Source organism: Streptomyces sp. Y2F8-2, assembly GCF_014905555.1.
In the GTDB taxonomy this organism is placed as follows: domain Bacteria; phylum Actinomycetota; class Actinomycetes; order Streptomycetales; family Streptomycetaceae; genus Streptomyces; species Streptomyces cynarae.
In genome coordinates this window covers 126,364-142,055 of record NZ_BNGS01000002.1, presented here as the reverse complement: position 1 = coordinate 142,055, position 15,692 = coordinate 126,364, and the positions used below count along the sequence as shown (strand labels likewise).

14 protein-coding genes and 1 tRNA gene are annotated in these 15,692 nt (G+C 69.2%); 8 read left to right on the top strand and 7 right to left on the bottom strand.

Annotated features, from left to right (window positions below):
- Positions 1-49: 49 nt before the first annotated feature.
- From SY2F82_RS06010 to SY2F82_RS05990, 5 genes are all read right to left on the bottom strand, one after another.
- Positions 50-1,456: an OFA family MFS transporter gene (locus SY2F82_RS06010; protein WP_200417913.1), complete on the bottom strand. Its 1,407-nt coding sequence runs from the start codon at positions 1,454-1,456 to the stop codon at positions 50-52.
- A gap of 1 nt (position 1,457) precedes the next feature.
- Positions 1,458-1,754: a hypothetical protein gene (locus tag SY2F82_RS39800; RefSeq protein WP_374707129.1), complete on the bottom strand. Its 297-nt coding sequence runs from the start codon at positions 1,752-1,754 to the stop codon at positions 1,458-1,460.
- 118 nt (positions 1,755-1,872) lie between these two features.
- Entirely contained in the window at positions 1,873-4,017 is a 2,145-nt protein-coding gene (locus SY2F82_RS06000) for an acetate--CoA ligase family protein (protein WP_200418599.1), read from the bottom strand.
- A 4-nt stretch (positions 4,018-4,021) separates the two neighbouring features.
- A complete protein-coding gene (frc, locus tag SY2F82_RS05995) occupies positions 4,022-5,263 on the bottom strand; it encodes a formyl-CoA transferase (RefSeq protein WP_200417912.1) in 1,242 nt (413 codons plus the stop codon).
- 12 nt (positions 5,264-5,275) lie between these two features.
- Positions 5,276-6,973, bottom strand: coding sequence for a thiamine pyrophosphate-binding protein (locus SY2F82_RS05990; protein WP_200417911.1), 1,698 nt, complete (start codon positions 6,971-6,973; stop codon positions 5,276-5,278).
- A gap of 178 nt (positions 6,974-7,151) precedes the next feature.
- Between SY2F82_RS05990 and sucC the strand changes: the two genes are divergently transcribed.
- The 4 genes from sucC to SY2F82_RS05970 all read left to right on the top strand — a co-directional run bounded on the left by sucC (position 7,152) and on the right by SY2F82_RS05970 (position 11,285).
- Positions 7,152-8,282: an ADP-forming succinate--CoA ligase subunit beta gene (gene sucC / locus SY2F82_RS05985; RefSeq protein WP_200417910.1), complete on the top strand. Its 1,131-nt coding sequence runs from the start codon at positions 7,152-7,154 to the stop codon at positions 8,280-8,282.
- Between the two features lie 11 nt (positions 8,283-8,293).
- On the top strand, positions 8,294-9,211 hold the full coding sequence (gene sucD, locus SY2F82_RS05980) for a succinate--CoA ligase subunit alpha (RefSeq protein WP_200417909.1): 918 nt from the start codon (positions 8,294-8,296) through the stop codon (positions 9,209-9,211).
- Positions 9,212-9,378: 167 nt separating this feature from the next.
- Complete coding sequence (locus SY2F82_RS05975) at positions 9,379-10,920, top strand: aldehyde dehydrogenase family protein (protein ID WP_200417908.1); 1,542 nt, start codon at positions 9,379-9,381, stop codon at positions 10,918-10,920.
- Positions 10,921-11,197: 277 nt separating this feature from the next.
- A tRNA-Leu gene (locus tag SY2F82_RS05970) sits at positions 11,198-11,285 on the top strand.
- Between the two features lie 88 nt (positions 11,286-11,373).
- Here the strand turns inward: SY2F82_RS05970 and SY2F82_RS05965 are convergent.
- Both SY2F82_RS05965 and SY2F82_RS05960 read right to left on the bottom strand, forming a co-directional pair.
- Complete coding sequence (locus SY2F82_RS05965; protein ID WP_200417907.1) at positions 11,374-12,645, bottom strand: tyrosine-type recombinase/integrase; 1,272 nt, start codon at positions 12,643-12,645, stop codon at positions 11,374-11,376.
- Positions 12,646-12,662: 17 nt separating this feature from the next.
- The gene (locus tag SY2F82_RS05960; RefSeq protein ID WP_200417906.1) at positions 12,663-13,214 is read right to left on the bottom strand and encodes a hypothetical protein; all 552 of its coding nucleotides are present in this window, start codon (positions 13,212-13,214) and stop codon (positions 12,663-12,665) included.
- Positions 13,215-13,345: 131 nt separating this feature from the next.
- On the opposite strand from SY2F82_RS05960, the gene SY2F82_RS05955 reads away from it, so the two are divergent.
- The 4 genes from SY2F82_RS05955 (at position 13,346) to SY2F82_RS05940 (ending at position 15,616) form a co-directional block, all read left to right on the top strand.
- Positions 13,346-13,501 (top strand): hypothetical protein, encoded by a 156-nt coding sequence (locus SY2F82_RS05955; RefSeq protein WP_200417905.1) that lies wholly within the window; start codon positions 13,346-13,348, stop codon positions 13,499-13,501.
- A gap of 54 nt (positions 13,502-13,555) precedes the next feature.
- The gene (locus SY2F82_RS05950) at positions 13,556-13,714 is read left to right on the top strand and encodes a helix-turn-helix domain-containing protein (protein ID WP_200417904.1); all 159 of its coding nucleotides are present in this window, start codon (positions 13,556-13,558) and stop codon (positions 13,712-13,714) included.
- 106 nt (positions 13,715-13,820) lie between these two features.
- Positions 13,821-14,696 (top strand): lantibiotic dehydratase, encoded by an 876-nt coding sequence (locus SY2F82_RS05945; RefSeq protein ID WP_236041225.1) that lies wholly within the window; start codon positions 13,821-13,823, stop codon positions 14,694-14,696.
- Positions 14,693-15,616, top strand: a complete 924-nt coding sequence (locus SY2F82_RS05940) for a bacterial transcriptional activator domain-containing protein (RefSeq protein WP_200417903.1) — start codon at positions 14,693-14,695, stop codon at positions 15,614-15,616. Before SY2F82_RS05945 ends, SY2F82_RS05940 begins: the two co-directional genes overlap by 4 nt.
- Positions 15,617-15,692 lie beyond the last annotated feature (76 nt).

The window sequence follows — 15,692 nt, the reverse complement described above, 5'->3', positions numbered from 1 at the left end:
GGGCGGTGGGTCCGAACCCATCGCCCCACTTCGGGCCTGGACGGTGCCGTCACCCCGCAGCCTGTGGTGCGGGAGTGCCCGCGGCCGTGTCGCCTCGCCCGGGCTGCCGCAACAACAGCGCCAGTGCCGCCGCGACCATGGAGACGCCGCCGGCCAGCGCATAGGCGCCGTTGTAGCCCCAGGCACCCACCACCATCGAGCCGAGACCGCCGCCGAACAGGCCGCTGACCAGCTTGCCGCTGTAGACGAGCCCGTAGTTGGTGGCGTTGTAGTTCTCGCCGAAGTAGTCCGGCGTCAGGGCGGCGAACATGGGGTAGAACGCGCCGCCACCGAAGCCGGAGAGGAAGGCGAAGAACAGGAACAGCCACTCGTTCTTCGTGTCGCCGGCCCAGATGACGCCGAACTGGGCGAGCCCGAGCACCACGATCACGAAGACCAGGGACGTCTTGCGGCCCCACACGTCGGACAGCCAGCCCACCACCGCGCGGCCGACACCGTTGATGACGGCCATGACGCCCATCGACGAGGCCGCGACCAGCGGTCCGAAGCCGATCTCCTTGGCGAAGCCGACCTGGAAGGAGATCCCGAAGATCGAGACTCCGGCGGTCATCACGACGGTCACCCACATCAGCGGCAGCATGCCGGTCCTGATGGCCTCCCTGGGTGTGTACTGACGCACCGCCGGGGGGTTCTTGGCGAGGCTCGTGGCGCTCCTGATGCTGCCGGAGTGCGACAGCGGGTCGACGTCGGCCGGCCACCAGTTCTTCGGTGGGTCTTGGAAGAACCAGGCACAGCAGGCGACCACGATCAGCACGTAGACGCCGATGAGGTCCAGCACCTCGTTGTAGTTGCCGGTGTCGAAGGCGTAGTTGAAGATGAAGATGAACGGCAGCGAGCCGTAGGCGAAGCCACCGTTGACGAAGCCCGTCTTCGCGCCACGCCGCTCCGGGAACCACTTGCCGACCATGTTGATGCACGTCGCGTAGATCAGCCCGGAGCCGATGCCGCCCACGACGCCGAAGCCGAGGACGGCCAGCAGCACGTCGTCCAAGTGCGACAGTGCCAGGAAGCCGAGGAGGCACATCGCCGAGCCGGTGTACATGGCCCTGCGGGCGGTGAGGAGGCCCCGTTCGCGCAGCCAGCCGGCCGGAAAGGCGATGCCCGCCTGGAAGAAGACCCAGACGCTGAGGATCCAGAAGGTGTTGCTCTGCGTCCAGCCGTGGGCTGTGGAAAGGGTGTCCTCCGCGGAGCCGTACGCGTACTCGGAGACGCTGATGGCCATCATGGAGATCCACGGGAGGTACACCATGAGCTTGCGCGAGTGACCGAGTATGTCCCGGTCCGTCTCGCCGACACGGTAGACCCGGCCATGCGCATCGGTCACCTCCCGGTAGGGGTGGTGCGCGGTGCCGGATCCGGCCGACGAACTGTTCGTTGCCATGGGGTCTGCCGTCATGTCACGCCATCTCCTCGCCGAGCGGGTGCGGGTTGGGGACGATGCGCCGGACGCTGGGCCTGCCCGGTGTCTTCAGGAAGCGGGCCGGTATCGCGGTGGCGGTGACCCGCCTGCCGCGGCGCCCGCAGCGGTGTGTGCGCAGCAGCGCCTTGAGGGCGATCCCGAAGGACCGCCGGGCCGCCGGAGAGTCCTGCCGCTCCGGAAGGCCGGCGTCCGACGCGCCGATCCGGTCTGCGCGGCTGTTGCCGTCCGTCGCCTCCCTGCAGGTGACGGACGTCGGATGTTGGGTGGATGTCATCTCGTGCACCTCTTGCGTCGAAAGTTCTGGCCAGCGCCCCCTGTCCAATGCCTTTCGTGCGCGCACGGGTCCCGGGGCGGCCGACGCGCACCGTCGGTCGCCCCGCGGTTCACTCACCTCATGAACCGCCCCCCAACAGTCCGGCCGCCCGCGCCCACCGGTACTTCGCGCCGAGCACGGCCACCGGCTTCTCGGTCGTGTACGGGTACGCCACGACCCCGCGCTCGAACAGGTACTGGCAGGCGTCCTCGACCTCGACGTCACCGGCGAGCGACGCCACCACCGGCTTGTCGATGCCGCGCTCCCTGAATTCGGCCACCACGCGCGCGGTGAGCTCCGCGAAGACCATCGGGGGAGTGACGATGGTGTGCCAGTAGCCCAGCACCAGCGCGTGGATCCGCGGGTCTTCAAGCCCCAGCCGGATCGTCGCCTCATAGGTCGACGGCGGCTCACCGCCGGTGATGTCGACCGGGTTGCCCGCCGCACCGAAGGGCGGGATGAACTTCCTGAAGGCCTCGTCCAGGTCCGGCGGGATCTCCATCAGGGACAGACCGTTGTCGGTGACCGCGTCGGACAGCAGGACGCCGCTGCCGCCGGCGCCCGTGATGATCACGACGTTGTCGCCCTTGGGGGTGGGCAGCACCGGCAACGCGCGCGCGTACTCCAGCATGTCGTTCAGCCCGGGCGCCCGGATGACACCGGCCTGCCGCAGGATGTCGTCGTACACGGCGTCGTCGCCCGCCAGCGCCCCGGTGTGCGAGCCGGCGGCCCTGGCACCGGCCGCCGTGCGCCCCGCCTTCAGGACCACGACCGGCTTCTTCGGGACGGTCGCCCGCGCCGCCTCCACGAAGGCGCGCCCGTCCTTGAGGTCCTCCAGGTGCATCGCGATGCACTCGGTGTGCGGGTCCTCGCCGAACCAGGTCAGCAGGTCGTCCTCGTCGAGGTCCGACTTGTTTCCGAGGCCCACGATCGCGGACACACCGGTCCTGGTGGTGCGGGCGAAGCCCAGGATGGCCATCCCGATGCCACCGGACTGCGAGGTCAGCGCGACGCCGCCCTTGACGTCGTACGGCGTGCAGAACGTGGCGCACAGGTCCTGCCACGTCGAGTAGTAGCCGTAGATGTTCGGTCCGAGCAGCCGGATGCCGTACCGCTCGGCGATCGCCACGATCTCGGCCTGGAGCACGTGCTCACCGGTCTCCGCGAACCCGGAGGGGATCAGTACGGCGTTGGGGATCCTCTTGCGTCCCACCTCCTCCAGGGCCGAGGCCACCAACTTGGCGGGGATCGCGAAGACCGCCACATCCACCTCACCGGGAACGTCGGCGACACTTTTGTACGCCTTGCGGCCCAGGATGTCATCGGCCTTGGGGTTCACCGGGTGGATCTCTCCGGAGAAGCCGCCGTCGACGAGGTTGCGCATCACCGAATTGCCGATCTTGCCGTGCTCGTTCGAGGCGCCGATCACGGCGACGGCGGACGGCTGCATCAACCGGCGCATGGAGGCGAGGATTTCCTCGCGGGTGTAGCGCCGGCGCTCCTTCACGGGCGCGTCCGAAAGGATCACGCGGATGTCCGCCGCCACCGCGCCGTCCGGGGTGGCGATCACCGGGTTGAGGTCCACCTCGGCGATCTCCGGGAAGTCCGCGACGAGCCGGGAGACCCGGCGGATCTGCTCGGCGACCGCCCACCGGTCCACGCCCGGCCGGCCGCGCACCCCGCGCAGGATCTCCGCCGAGCGGATCGAGTCGAGCATGGACAGCGCCTCGTCGCCGTCCACGGGCGCCAGCCGGAACGTGACGTCCTTGAGGACCTCGACGAGCACCCCGCCGAGCCCGAAGGCCACGACCTTCCCGAACGTCGGATCGGTGACCGCCCCGACGATCACCTCCTGCCCCTCGGGGAGCAGTTCCTGCACCTGTACGCCCTCGATGCGGGCGTCCGGGGCGTACGCGCGGGCGTTCTCGACGATCCGGTGGAAGGCGGCGCGTACGTCCGCCGCGCCCTCCACGCCGACGACCACACCGCCGGCGTCGGTCTTGTGCAGGATGTCCGGCGAGACGATCTTCAACACGACGGGCCCGCCGAAGCGCGCCGCGTACGCCACCGCCTCGTCGACGTCCCTCGCCAGTTCCTCGCCCGGTACGGCGATCCCGTACGCGTCGGCGATCACCTTGCCCTCGGGTGCGGTGAGCGCGGTCCGTCCCTCCGCCCGCACGGCGTCCAGGAGCGACCGCACCCTCAGTGCCCGGTCTTCGGCCATCACGTCAGATCACTCCGTTCGACTTGAGCAGGCGCAGCTCCTCGTCCCCGAGGCCCAGTTCGCCGATGTAGACCTCTTCGTTGTGCTCGCCCAGCAGTGGTGAACTGCTCACCTCGACGGGGGAGTCGGACAGCTTCAACGGGCTGCCCACGGTCACGAACTCGCCGCGCTCCGGGTGCGGGACGCGCACCACCATCTCGTTGGCGGCCAGCGACTCGTCCTCGATGATCTCCTTGGTCGACAGGATCGGCCCGCACGGGATGTTGTGCGCGTTCAGCCGCTCCAGGACCTCCCATTTGGGCAGCGTCGAGGACCACTCCTCGATCAGCTGGAACATCTTGTTCAGCTTCGGCAGCCGGGCCTGGGGCGTCGCCCACTCGGGGTCGTCCGCGAGTTCCGGCCGACCGATGAGTTCGCTGATCGGCTTCCAGCCGACGGGCTGCACGATGACGTACACGTAGTCGTTCGGGCCGCCCGGCGCGCACTTGACCGCCCAGCCGGGCTGGCCGCCGCCGGACGCGTTTCCCGAGCGGGGAACTTCCGTGCCGAAGTCCTCGTTGGGGTATTCAGCGAGCGGGCCGTGGGCCAGGCGCTGCTGGTCGCGCAACTTCACCCGGCAGAGGTTGAGCACAGCGTGCTGCATGGCCACGTTCACCCGCTGCCCACGCCCGGTCTTCTCCCGCTGGAACAGCGCCGCGAGAATCCCCGCCACTGCGTGCACACCCGTCCCCGAGTCCCCGATCTGTGCCCCCGTCGCGAGCGGCGGCCCGTCCTCGAAGCCGGTGGTCGACATCGACCCGCCCATGGCCTGCGCGACGACCTCGTACGCCTTGAAGTTGGTGTAGGGGCCGTCGCCGAACCCCTTGATGGAGGCATAGACGATCCGTGGATTGATCTCCTGGATGCGGTCCCAGGTGAAGCCCATCCGGTCGACCGCGCCCGGTCCGAAGTTCTCGACCATGACGTCCGAGCGCCGGATCAGCTCGGTGAGGATCTCCTTGCCGCGTTCGGTCTTGGTGTTGAGGGTGATGCTTCGCTTGTTGCAGTTGAGCATCGTGAAGTAGAGGGAGTCGACGTCCGGGATGTCGCGCAGCTGCCCCCGCGTGATGTCACCGGTCGGCGCCTCCAGCTTGATCACGTCGGCTCCGAGCCAGGCGAGCAACTGGGTCGCGGAGGGCCCGGACTGGACGTGCGTCATGTCCAGGACGCGGATGCCGTCGAGAGCCTTGGTCGGGGTGTGTGTCATGCCAAGCGCTCCTCACTTGTACATGGTCTGGTTCATGGTTCCGGGGGCGTACGCGTCCGGGTCGACCCAGACGTTGATCAGCGAGGGCTTCCCGGACTCGCGGGCGCGCCGCAGCGCGGCGCCGATGTCGGCGGGGTCGCGGACCTCCTCGCCGTAACCGCCCAGCATCTGGGCGAACTTGTCGTAGTGCACGTCGCCGAGCGTGTTGCCGACCCGTTCGCGTTCCATGCCGTACTTGGCGGCCTGGCCGTAACGGATCTGGTTCATCGAGGAGTTGTTGCCGACGATGCCGACGAAGGGAAGGTCGTAGCGGACCAGGGTCTCGAAGTCCCAGCCGGTCAGCGAGAAGGCGCCGTCCCCGAAGAGGGCGACGACCTCCTTGTCGGGCCGGGCCTGCTTGGCCGCGAGCACGAAGGGGATGCCGACGCCGAGCGTGCCGAGCGGGCCCGGGTCCATCCAGTGCCCGGGCGACTTGGGCTGGACGACCTGACCGGAGAAGGTGACGATGTCGCCGCCGTCGCCGATGTAGACGGAGTCCTCGGTGAGGAAGTCGTTGATCTCGCTGACCAGACGGTACGGATGGATCGGCGAGGCGTCCGACTTCAGGTGCGGCAGCCGCTTCTCGATCGCGGCCTGCTCGGCGGCACGCAGCTCGTCGACCCACGCCTTGCGCTGGGCGGCGCCGCCGTTCCTGTATCCATTAGAAGCGTGCCCCGACGCCGCCTCGGTGACCGACTTCAGGACCAGTCCCGCGTCGCCGACGATGCCGAGGTCGATGTCGCGGTTCTTGCCGACGGTCCGGTAGTCGAGGTCGATCTGGACGACGGTCGCGTCGGGGGAGAGCCGCTTGCCGTAGCCCATGCGGAAGTCGAACGGCGTGCCGACGATCACGATGACGTCGGCGTTCGAGAAGGCGTAGCGCCGCGAGAGCTGGAAGTGGTGCGGGTCGCCGGGCGGGAGGGTGCCGCGGCCGGCGCCGTTCATGTACGCGGGGATGTTCAGGGTGCGCACCAGCTCGACGGCGGCCTCGGTGCCGCGGGTCGTCCACACCTGGCTGCCCAGCAGGATCGCCGGCTTCTCGGCGTGCACGAGCAGGTCGGCGAGTTTTTCGATCGCCTCCGGATCGCCGGCCGAGCGGGTCGAGGCGCGGTAGCGGCCTGCCTCCGGGACGCGGGCCTTGCCGAGCGGGACCTCGGCGTCGAGGACGTCGCGCGGGATCTCCAGGAAGGAAGGGCCGGGCGCACCGTGGTAGCACTCGCGGAACGCCATCGACACCATGTCCGCAGCGCGCGCCGTGTCCGGGACGGTCGCCGCGAACTTGGTGATGGGCGCCATCATGTCGACGTGCGGCAGGTCCTGCAGGGACCCCATCTTGTGCTGCGTCAGCGCTCCCTGACCGCCGATCAGCAGCATCGGTGACTCGGCGCGGAAGGCGTTGGCGACACCGGTGACGGCGTCGGTCGTACCGGGACCCGCCGTGACGACGGCGCAGCCGGGCTTTCCGGTGATGCGTGCGTAGCCGTCGGCCGCGTGGGCGGCGACCTGCTCGTGGCGTACGTCGACGACTTCTATGCCCTCGTCGACGCAGCCGTCGTAGATGTCGATGATGTGGCCGCCGCACAGGGTGTAGATGCGGTCGACGCCCTCGGCCTTCAGCGCCTTGGCTACGAGATGACCACCGGAGATGACGTCCTGGGTGTCGTCGGGCATGGCGAAGTCCTGTCCCTTCGTAGGGGTTTGGAGCGGCTCACGCGGTACATTGCATACAGTCGACGAATACTGTATGAAGCTTGTTATCCCGCATCCGATGGGTGGTGTCCAGGGGGCGTGCGGCACTTTTCGGGGGTCTGGGGGACGCCTCCAGACGACTTGGCAGACAGGAGCCGGGATGGACCTGTACGAACACCAGGCAAGGCAACTCTTCGAGGACCACGGCATCGTGGTGCCGAGGGCCGAGGTCACGGACTCGCCCGAGGAGGCGCGTGAGATCGCCCGCAGGCTGGGCGGACGGGCCGTCGTCAAGGCGCAGGTGAAGACGGGCGGGCGCGGCAAGGCGGGCGGGGTGAGGCTCGCTGCGGACCCCGCGGAGGCGGAACTGACGGCACGCCGGATCCTCGGCACGGACATCAAGGGACACACGGTGGGCGCCGTGATGCTCGCCGAACCCGTCGACGTCGAGGCGGAGTTCTACGTCTCCTACGTCCTCGACCGCGCGGCCGGCCGTTTCCTCGCCATCGCCTCCGCGGAAGGCGGCACGGAGATCGAGGAGGTCGCCGCGACCAGGCCCGAGGCGGTGGTGCGCGTGCCCGTCGACCCGGCCGAGGGTGTCACCTCCGCGAAGGCGGCCGAGATCGCCCGTGCGGCCGGGCTGCCGCAGCAGAGCGTCGACGTCCTCGTACGGCTCTGGCAGGTGCTCGTCCGTGAGGATGCCCTCCTCGTCGAGGTCAACCCCCTCGTGCGTACCCGGCAGGGCCGGATCGTCGCTCTCGACGGCAAGGTCACCCTCGACGACAACGCCCGCTTCCGCCAGGAGCGTTGGGGCTCCGAGAAGGCCGAGCACCACGACCCCCTGGAGGCGGCCGCCGCGGCGCGGGGCCTGAACTACGTCAAGCTGGGCGGCGAGGTCGGCGTCATCGGCAACGGCGCGGGCCTCGTCATGTCGACGCTCGACGTGGTCGCCGGCTGCGGCGCGCGCCCCGCCGACTTCCTCGACATCGGCGGCGGAGCCTCCGCCCGGATCATGGCCGACGGGCTGTCCGTCATCCTGTCCGACCCGGCCGTCAAGTCGGTCCTCGTCAACGTCTTCGGCGGGATCACCGCATGCGACACGGTCGCCGAGGGCATCGTGCGGGCCCTGGACACGGTGGAGCTGACCAGGCCGCTGGTCGTGCGCCTCGACGGCAACAACGCGGCTCGGGGCCGCGCGATCCTCGACGAGCGCGCGCATCCCCTGGTGCAGCAGGCCACCACCATGGACGGCGCCGCCCGCCGTGCCGCCCAACTCGCCCGGACAGCCTGAGGAGACCGGACATGGCGATCTTCCTGACCAAGGACAGCAAGGTCCTCGTCCAGGGCATGACCGGCGGCGAGGGCATGAAGCACACCCGCCGCATGCTCGCGGCCGGCACGAACGTCGTCGGCGGCGTCAACCCGCGCAAGGCGGGCCACAGTGTCGACTTCGACATCCCCCAGAGCCTTGACGGCCTGGGAGGTGCCCCCAGTGCCGTCCCCGTCTTCGGCTCCGTCCGCGCGGGCATGGACGCCACCGGGGCCGACGTCACCGTGGTCTTCGTCCCGCCCGCGTTCGCCAAGGCGGCCGTCCTGGAGGCCGCGGACGCCGGCATCGGCCTCGCGGTGGTCATCACCGAGGGCATCCCCGTCCACGACTCCGTCGCCTTCACCTCGTACGCGAAGTCCAGGGGCACCCGGATCGTCGGCCCCAACTGCCCCGGTCTGATCACCCCGGGACAGTCCAACGCGGGCATCATCCCCGCCGACATCACCAAGCCCGGCCGGATCGGCCTGGTCTCCAAGTCCGGCACGCTCACCTACCAGCTCATGTACGAGCTGAGGGACATCGGCTTCTCCACATGCGTCGGCATCGGCGGCGACCCCGTCGTCGGCACCAGCCACATCGACTGCCTGGCCGCCTTCGAGGCCGACCCCGACACCGAGCTGATCGTGATGATCGGTGAGATCGGCGGCGACGCGGAGGAGCGGGCCGCCGCCTACATCCGCGACCACGTCACCAAGCCCGTGGTCGGCTACGTCGCCGGCTTCACCGCGCCCGAGGGCAGGACCATGGGACACGCCGGCGCCATCGTCTCCGGCTCGTCCGGCACCGCCCGCGCGAAGCGGGAGGCGCTGGAGGCGGTCGGCGTGAAAGTGGGCGGCACACCGGCCGAAACGGCACGACTGGCACTCGGCGCACTGGCAGACCAGGCGTGACCTCACCCATAGTGGACGGAAGGTGACCGTCGCGCGACACGCGGCGTCACCGGCTCCCCCGAACGACGAAGGACGCACGACGTACCACGTCCCGCGCACGGCAGTGCGAGCCGTGCGCGGGACGCGCCCTGTTCCTCTCGCCCGTGCACCGAGAGCGGAGCTCATTCATGGCACCCACCTTCACCCTCAAATCCGGCACGTCCTGGTCCGACGCCTGGCGGCGCGCTCTCGCCGTCGCCCCCGAGGCGTTCCGGGACGACCGTGTCCTCAACCTCTGGAACTCCACCTGGCAGCCGGACGGCCGGGCCCTGCCCGCCACCAGCCCCGTCGACGGCAGTCCCATCGCGGGCCCGCCACGCGTCGGCCGGGACACCGCCCGGCGCGCCGTGCGCGCGGCGCTGGACCAGCACCGCGCCTGGCGGCACACGCCCCTGCCCGAACGCCGGGCCCGGATCGCCGCCACCCTCGACGCCCTGACCGAACACCGGGAACTGCTCGCCCTCCTCCTCGTCTGGGAGATCGGCAAGCCGTGGCGGCTCGCGCAGGCCGATGTGGACCGGGCCATCGACGGCGTGCGCTGGTACGTCGACGGAATCGAAGAGATGATCGACGACCGGGCTCCGCTGGACGGCCCGGTCTCCAACATCGCGAGCTGGAACTATCCGATGAGCGTGCTCGTCCACGCGATGCTGGTACAGGCCCTGGCGGGCAACGCGGTCATCGCCAAGACCCCGACCGACGGCGGTGTCGCCTGCCTCACCCTGGCCTGCGCGCTCGCCGCGCGTGAGGGGCTCCCCGTCACCCTCGTCAGCGGCAGCGGGGGCGAGCTGTCGGAGGCGCTGGTGCGGGCGCCCGAGATCGGCTGCGTCTCCTTCGTCGGCGGCCGGGACACGGGCGCCGCGGTGGCCACGGCCGTCGCCGACCTCGGCAAGCGGCACATCCTGGAACAGGAGGGACTCAACACCTGGGGCATCTGGAACTACTCGGACTGGGACGCGCTCACGGCCGTCATCCCCAAACTCTTCGACTACGGCAAGCAGCGCTGCACGGCGTACCCCCGCTTCGTCGTCCAGCGTGACCTGTTCGACTCCTTCCTCGCGGCCTACTTGCCGGCCGTCCGCACACTCCGGGTCGGCCACCCGCTCGCGGTCGAGCACCCCGGCGACCCCTACCCCGAGCTGGACTTCGGCCCTTTGATCAACGCCGCCAAGGCCAAGGAGCTGACCGACCAGGTCGCCGAGGCGATCGACCGCGGCGCGATCCCGCTGCACCGCGGCGAGGCGGCCGACGCGCGCTTCCTGCCCGGCCAGGACACCTCGGCCTACGTCCAGCCGGTGACGCTGCTCAACCCGCCCCGTTCCTCACCGCTGCACCACGCGGAGCCGTTCGGCCCGGTCGACACGATCGTCCTGGTCGACACGGAGGCGGAGCTGCTGGCCGCGATGAACGCGTCCAACGGCGCCCTGGTCGCCACGCTCTCCACCGACGACCGGGCGACCTTCGACCGGCTGGCCCCGCAGATCCGCGCCTTCAAGACCGGCCACGGCAAGCCCCGCTCCCGCGGTGACCGCGACGAGCTGTTCGGCGGCTTCGGCGCGTCCTGGCGCGGCGCGTTCGTGGGCGGCGACCTCCTGGTCCGCGCGGTGACCCAGGGCCCTGCGGGGGAGCGGCTGCCGGGCAACTTCCCCGAGTACCAGCTCATGCCGTGACGGACGCCCGGGTGGCGTCCGCACGCGACGGACGCCACCCGGCGATCACCTCGTCGGCCGGCCGGTGGGCGACACCCTGCGGGTGGACAGCGGCAGATCGAGCCGGATGCGGTTGATCCCGGCGGCGACGAGCTTCCCACCGCGGCACCCGTTGCCGTCGGCACGGGGAGCGGGCGACGCCGGCCGCGGGGAAACGCAGGTGAAGGGCACTCCGAAACCTTGGTATTGTTGTCCCTGTCGCCGCGGGGAACAGCTCCGGTAAGGCGGCGGACACCTCGTCCGGGTGGCGGAATGGCAGACGCGCTAGCTTGAGGTGCTAGTGCCCTTTATCGGGCGTGGGGGTTCAAGTCCCCCCTCGGACACCAGCAGAGACCCCAGTTGATCTGGGGTTTTTCTGTTTCTCAGACTGTGGCGTGACCAACCACGTGACCAACAGCCTGTCGATTCCCCAGGTCAGACCAGGGATGACAGGCCGAGTCGGCCCGCACCGGAGGCGGCCAGTCGGCGCGCTCCGTCCTTACGAGAGTGGCCGTACCGGGCCATGGTGTAGCCCGGCGAGTGGTGCCGGACGTTGGCGGAGACCTCTACCGGGTTCTCTCCGGCCTCCGGATCGTTCGTGACCTTGCTGTGCCTCCAGTCGTGAATCCGGAAGTCCTCCGGCAGGTGCAGGCGGGTGTGCAGGGTGCGCCACCGTGCAGACACCTTCTCCGGGTCCTGCGGGCCCCCTGCCTCGCCCCGGTAGAGCTTGAAGCCGTCCCGGGCGAACACAAGGTCATGATCGACCCAGGCGGAGCCGAGACGTGCACGCTCGGCGTCCTGCCGCTCCTTCTGCCACTTCAGAACGTTCATGACGCTCTGGTCCACGTAGATCAGCGCGTTGTCGTCACCGTCCTTGGTCAGCTTCCGGAGGCGGTAGGTGTTGCCCTCTTCGACCACGACCCAGCCCAGTTCGATGGCTCCCTCTTCCCAGTGGATCAGAGACCACTTCATCCCCAGTGCCTCACTGCGCCGCACGCCGGTTGCGGCGTAGACGGTCCACAGCGGAGCATCACGAAGACAGTGATGGGTCAGGCCACCGTCACAGGCGCGGTTCCCGCACGGCTCCCATACGGCTGCCAAGAAGCGGGCCGTCTGACCGTCGTCCACGGTGGCGTACTTCTGCTCCTGCGCCCGTATCTCCCGCGCTGTGGGCGGGTGAGCCGATGCCGCCGGGTTGGCGGGAATCAGCTTGGGCACAGCAGCCCCGAGAGCGCCGGACAGGATGTTGTGAATGTGCCGGACGCTCTTCGCGCCGAGCGGCTTGCCCTTGTTGGTCGGGCACGGGGTCGTCTCCAGCAGCCGGTACAGATCATCAAGCGTGTCGTCGGTGACCTCACACAGCTTGACGCTGCCGATGTGCGGCTTGATGTGCAGACGGATCTTCGTCTCGTATCCGGCCACGGTCGTTCCCTCCTTCCTGAGATTCGACAGCCACTTGTCGAGCCAGTCACCCAGCTTCATGTCAGAGCGGGCCGCGATCTTGCCCGCCTCGTAGTTGCTGTGCCACTCCCGCAGCGCCTTCTCTGCTGCGGTCTTGGTCGGATAGTCCCGACCGATCCAGTAACGGATCTTCTTGCCCTGCGCCTTGTCGAAGTGGAGCGGGGTGCGCACACCCCAGGTGTTCGGTCTGCCCTTGCGCGGGATCTCCACTGGAGTCCCCCCGAGACCGTTACCGCGCTTTGCCACGTGAGTGCGATTCCTTCCTAGTCGTTACCCATGAGGTGATCGGTGATCTTGTCGAGGTATTCGCCTGTCGTGATCTCCCTCGCCTTGGCGGTGAGCTGCCCTCCGGCCTTGCCAGGCACGGTGGTCAGCAGGTCCCGTTTCCGGGCCTCTTTCAGGTGGCCTCGGATCGTCTCGGGACGCTTGTGGGTTAGTTCGGCCAGGTGCGCCGTGACGTTGGGCACGGCCCGTGCAACGGCCCGAACGTAGGACTCGGCGAGGAACGCCAGGTAGGCATCCGAGATGCCTTCCGTGCCGAGCAGCCAACGCAGCGCCTCTGCTTCGGTGTCCTGCGTGACCTGCTGCTCAGGGGCGGCCGGCCGGGCGGCGCGGAACTGGTCTCCTGCCTTCTTGAAGTCGATCTGTCGCAGCACCGTGGAGGCGAGGCCGCCCTGTGTGGTGGCGGGGTCAGCGTCCGGGTGTGGGGTGATCAGTACGCGTGTGGGTCCGCTGGCCGGGTCGGCGTTGGCGGCCCAGCGCATGAGCACGCGCCACGGTCCTACGTCCTGCGTGATCTCGATGTGTTCAGTCACGGCCACACCGTACACCACCCCGGGTGGTCACACCTAGGTTTGACAGTGCGGGTGGATGAGCGTACTTCTGGAAGTAGGACAGACAGCAACGGGCGGAAGCGCCGCCCACCGGCGAACAAGGGAGCGCAACGATGCACGCTGACGAGACCACGAGCGGCCAGGCAATCACCGACTGCTTCGAGATCGATGATCTGTTCGCCTTCCTCGCCGCCCGCATGGAGGCTCGTGCGGCCGAGCACGGAGTGAAGATCCGCAGCTTCGCCGAACTCCTGGCTGAGCAGGACTGAACAGTTACGACGGAGAGCGCGCAGGCCAAAGGGAAGTGGTGAATGAGTAGATTGATGACCGTGGACGACGTGGCCGACTATCTGAATAAGCCCCGTTCCTGGGTGTACGGGAACTGGAAGGCCGAACAGATCCCGTTCCGGAAGGTAGGGCAGTCGCTTCGATGCCGCCCCGCCGACCTGGATCGCTGGCTGGACGGCCAGGGGGCCGAGTGAGCTACCACTTCGCCAAGGTCTACCGGCCTGAACACTCCAATCCCGCAATCGGCAGCGCCGTACGCTCTACCAGCACACGGGCGCGGCTCTGCTCCGGGCCGCCGCGATGCCGCTGACGAGTCTGCCTGGATGGTGGCCTAATCCGTCCGACACGGACGGGTGCGGCAGGTGGCTGAAGCAGGTGTGGGCCGACGCGCGGTTCGCCGATGCCGTTCGGCAGGCGAGCGGCGATCTTGCCGCGCGGGTCGACGTGATCTGCGCCGGGCAGCCGGCTCGGCCCAAGCAGGTCCGGCGTGCGGCCATGGCCGCCGTCCGCTACGTACTGCGTGCCACCGGGCGACCGACCCCGTTCGGCCTCTTCGCGGGGGTGGCACCGGTCCGCGTGGGTTCCACGCCGTACGCGAGATGGGGAGTCGCACACCGGGCCGTGGCGCGGGTGGACACCGAGTGGCTGGACGACGTCATCGTCCGCTTGGAGGCGTGTCCCGCGCTGCTGGAGCGCCTGGATGTCGTCCTGAACAACCTGGCTGCGCGCCGCGGTGGACGCCTGCACGTCCCGCATGGCGGACCGATGGGCGCCACCGTCCGGCGCACCACCGCGGTCCGCGTGATCGAGGACCTCGCGCGCGGGCCGGTCCACTTCGCCGCCCTTGCAGAGCAGTTGGCCGCCTCCTTTCCCCGAACCGAGCCGCAGAACATCGGCACACTGCTCGGCGCGCTTGTGCGCGAGAAGTTCCTGATCACCGGCTTGCGCGCGCCGATGGCCGACACGGATCCGCTGTCCCGCCTGATCGAGCGGCTGCACGGCGCGGACGCGGGCACGGTGCCGGAGGCCGCGCAAATTCTGCAGGAGTTGGAAGCGGTGCAACGCGCCGTGCACGAGCACAACCGGCGTCCGGCGAGCACCCAAGGGCCGGTTCGAGAGGAACTTGCTGGTCGGCTGCGTCGGCTCTCCGAGGCGGGCCGAAGTCCGCTGGCATGACCGACGTCCTGCTCACCGCCCACGGCCAGCGGCCCCGCCTGCGGATCCTTCCCATCCCCAGCCAGCCCGCCAACAGCAAGCACCCCGATCCGCCCGCGGAGCCCGTACCCGATGACCTGCCCGCTCGGCCCCACCGGGTGGATAGGTCCGGCCCGACGCAGAGCAAGCCCGTACGGCTCCACGCGCTGGGGCCCATCACCCTCTACGCCCGAGGCAACCCCGACCTCATCGGCACCAACCTGCGCAGCGAAGTCCACGAATTCCTCGCCCTGCTCGCCGCGCACCCCACCGGCCTCCTCGCCTCCGACATCGCCGACAAGCTCCAGCTGGCCTCAGGCAGCGACCAAAACGCGCTGAAAAACCTACGCCGCGCCGTACGCCGCGCCCTGCGCACCGCCACCGGAATCACCGCCCAAGAATTCATCCTCCTCCAAGGAGAACTCCACAAACTCCACCCCGACCTCGCCGACTTCACCCGCTGCCTGAAAGTAGCCTTCTCCACCTCCAGCAGGTCTGAGACGCAAGTTGATCTGTCCGCTGTACGCGCTGCCCTGGCCCACTACCGCGGACCCTTCGCCCAAGGAAGCGACTACCTATGGGCCGACACCATCCGTGAACACCTCGCCATCCAGGCGACCGACGCCACCCTGCGCCTGGCTCGCCAGGCCGAACGAGCCAGTGCCACGGAGCGGGAACGAGATGAGGTTCTGAAGCTTGTCGAACACTTGGCCACGCTTCATCCCGACCACGAACGACTTGCTCAGCACGCCATCCGCCTCTACCAAGCCGAAGGCCGCCACGACGCCGCCCGGCACACCTACACCCGCCTTGAGCGGCACCTCGCCGACCTCAGCCTGGCACCCGAGCCCGCCACTCGAGCCCTGATCGCCCCCAGGACCCAGGCCCAAAACAAGCGGTAGACCCAACTCGTCCCCCGATTCTGTCCCGTAGAGCGTTGTTCAGTCGGAGCCGGGCGGATGGCGTTCCGCTGATCCA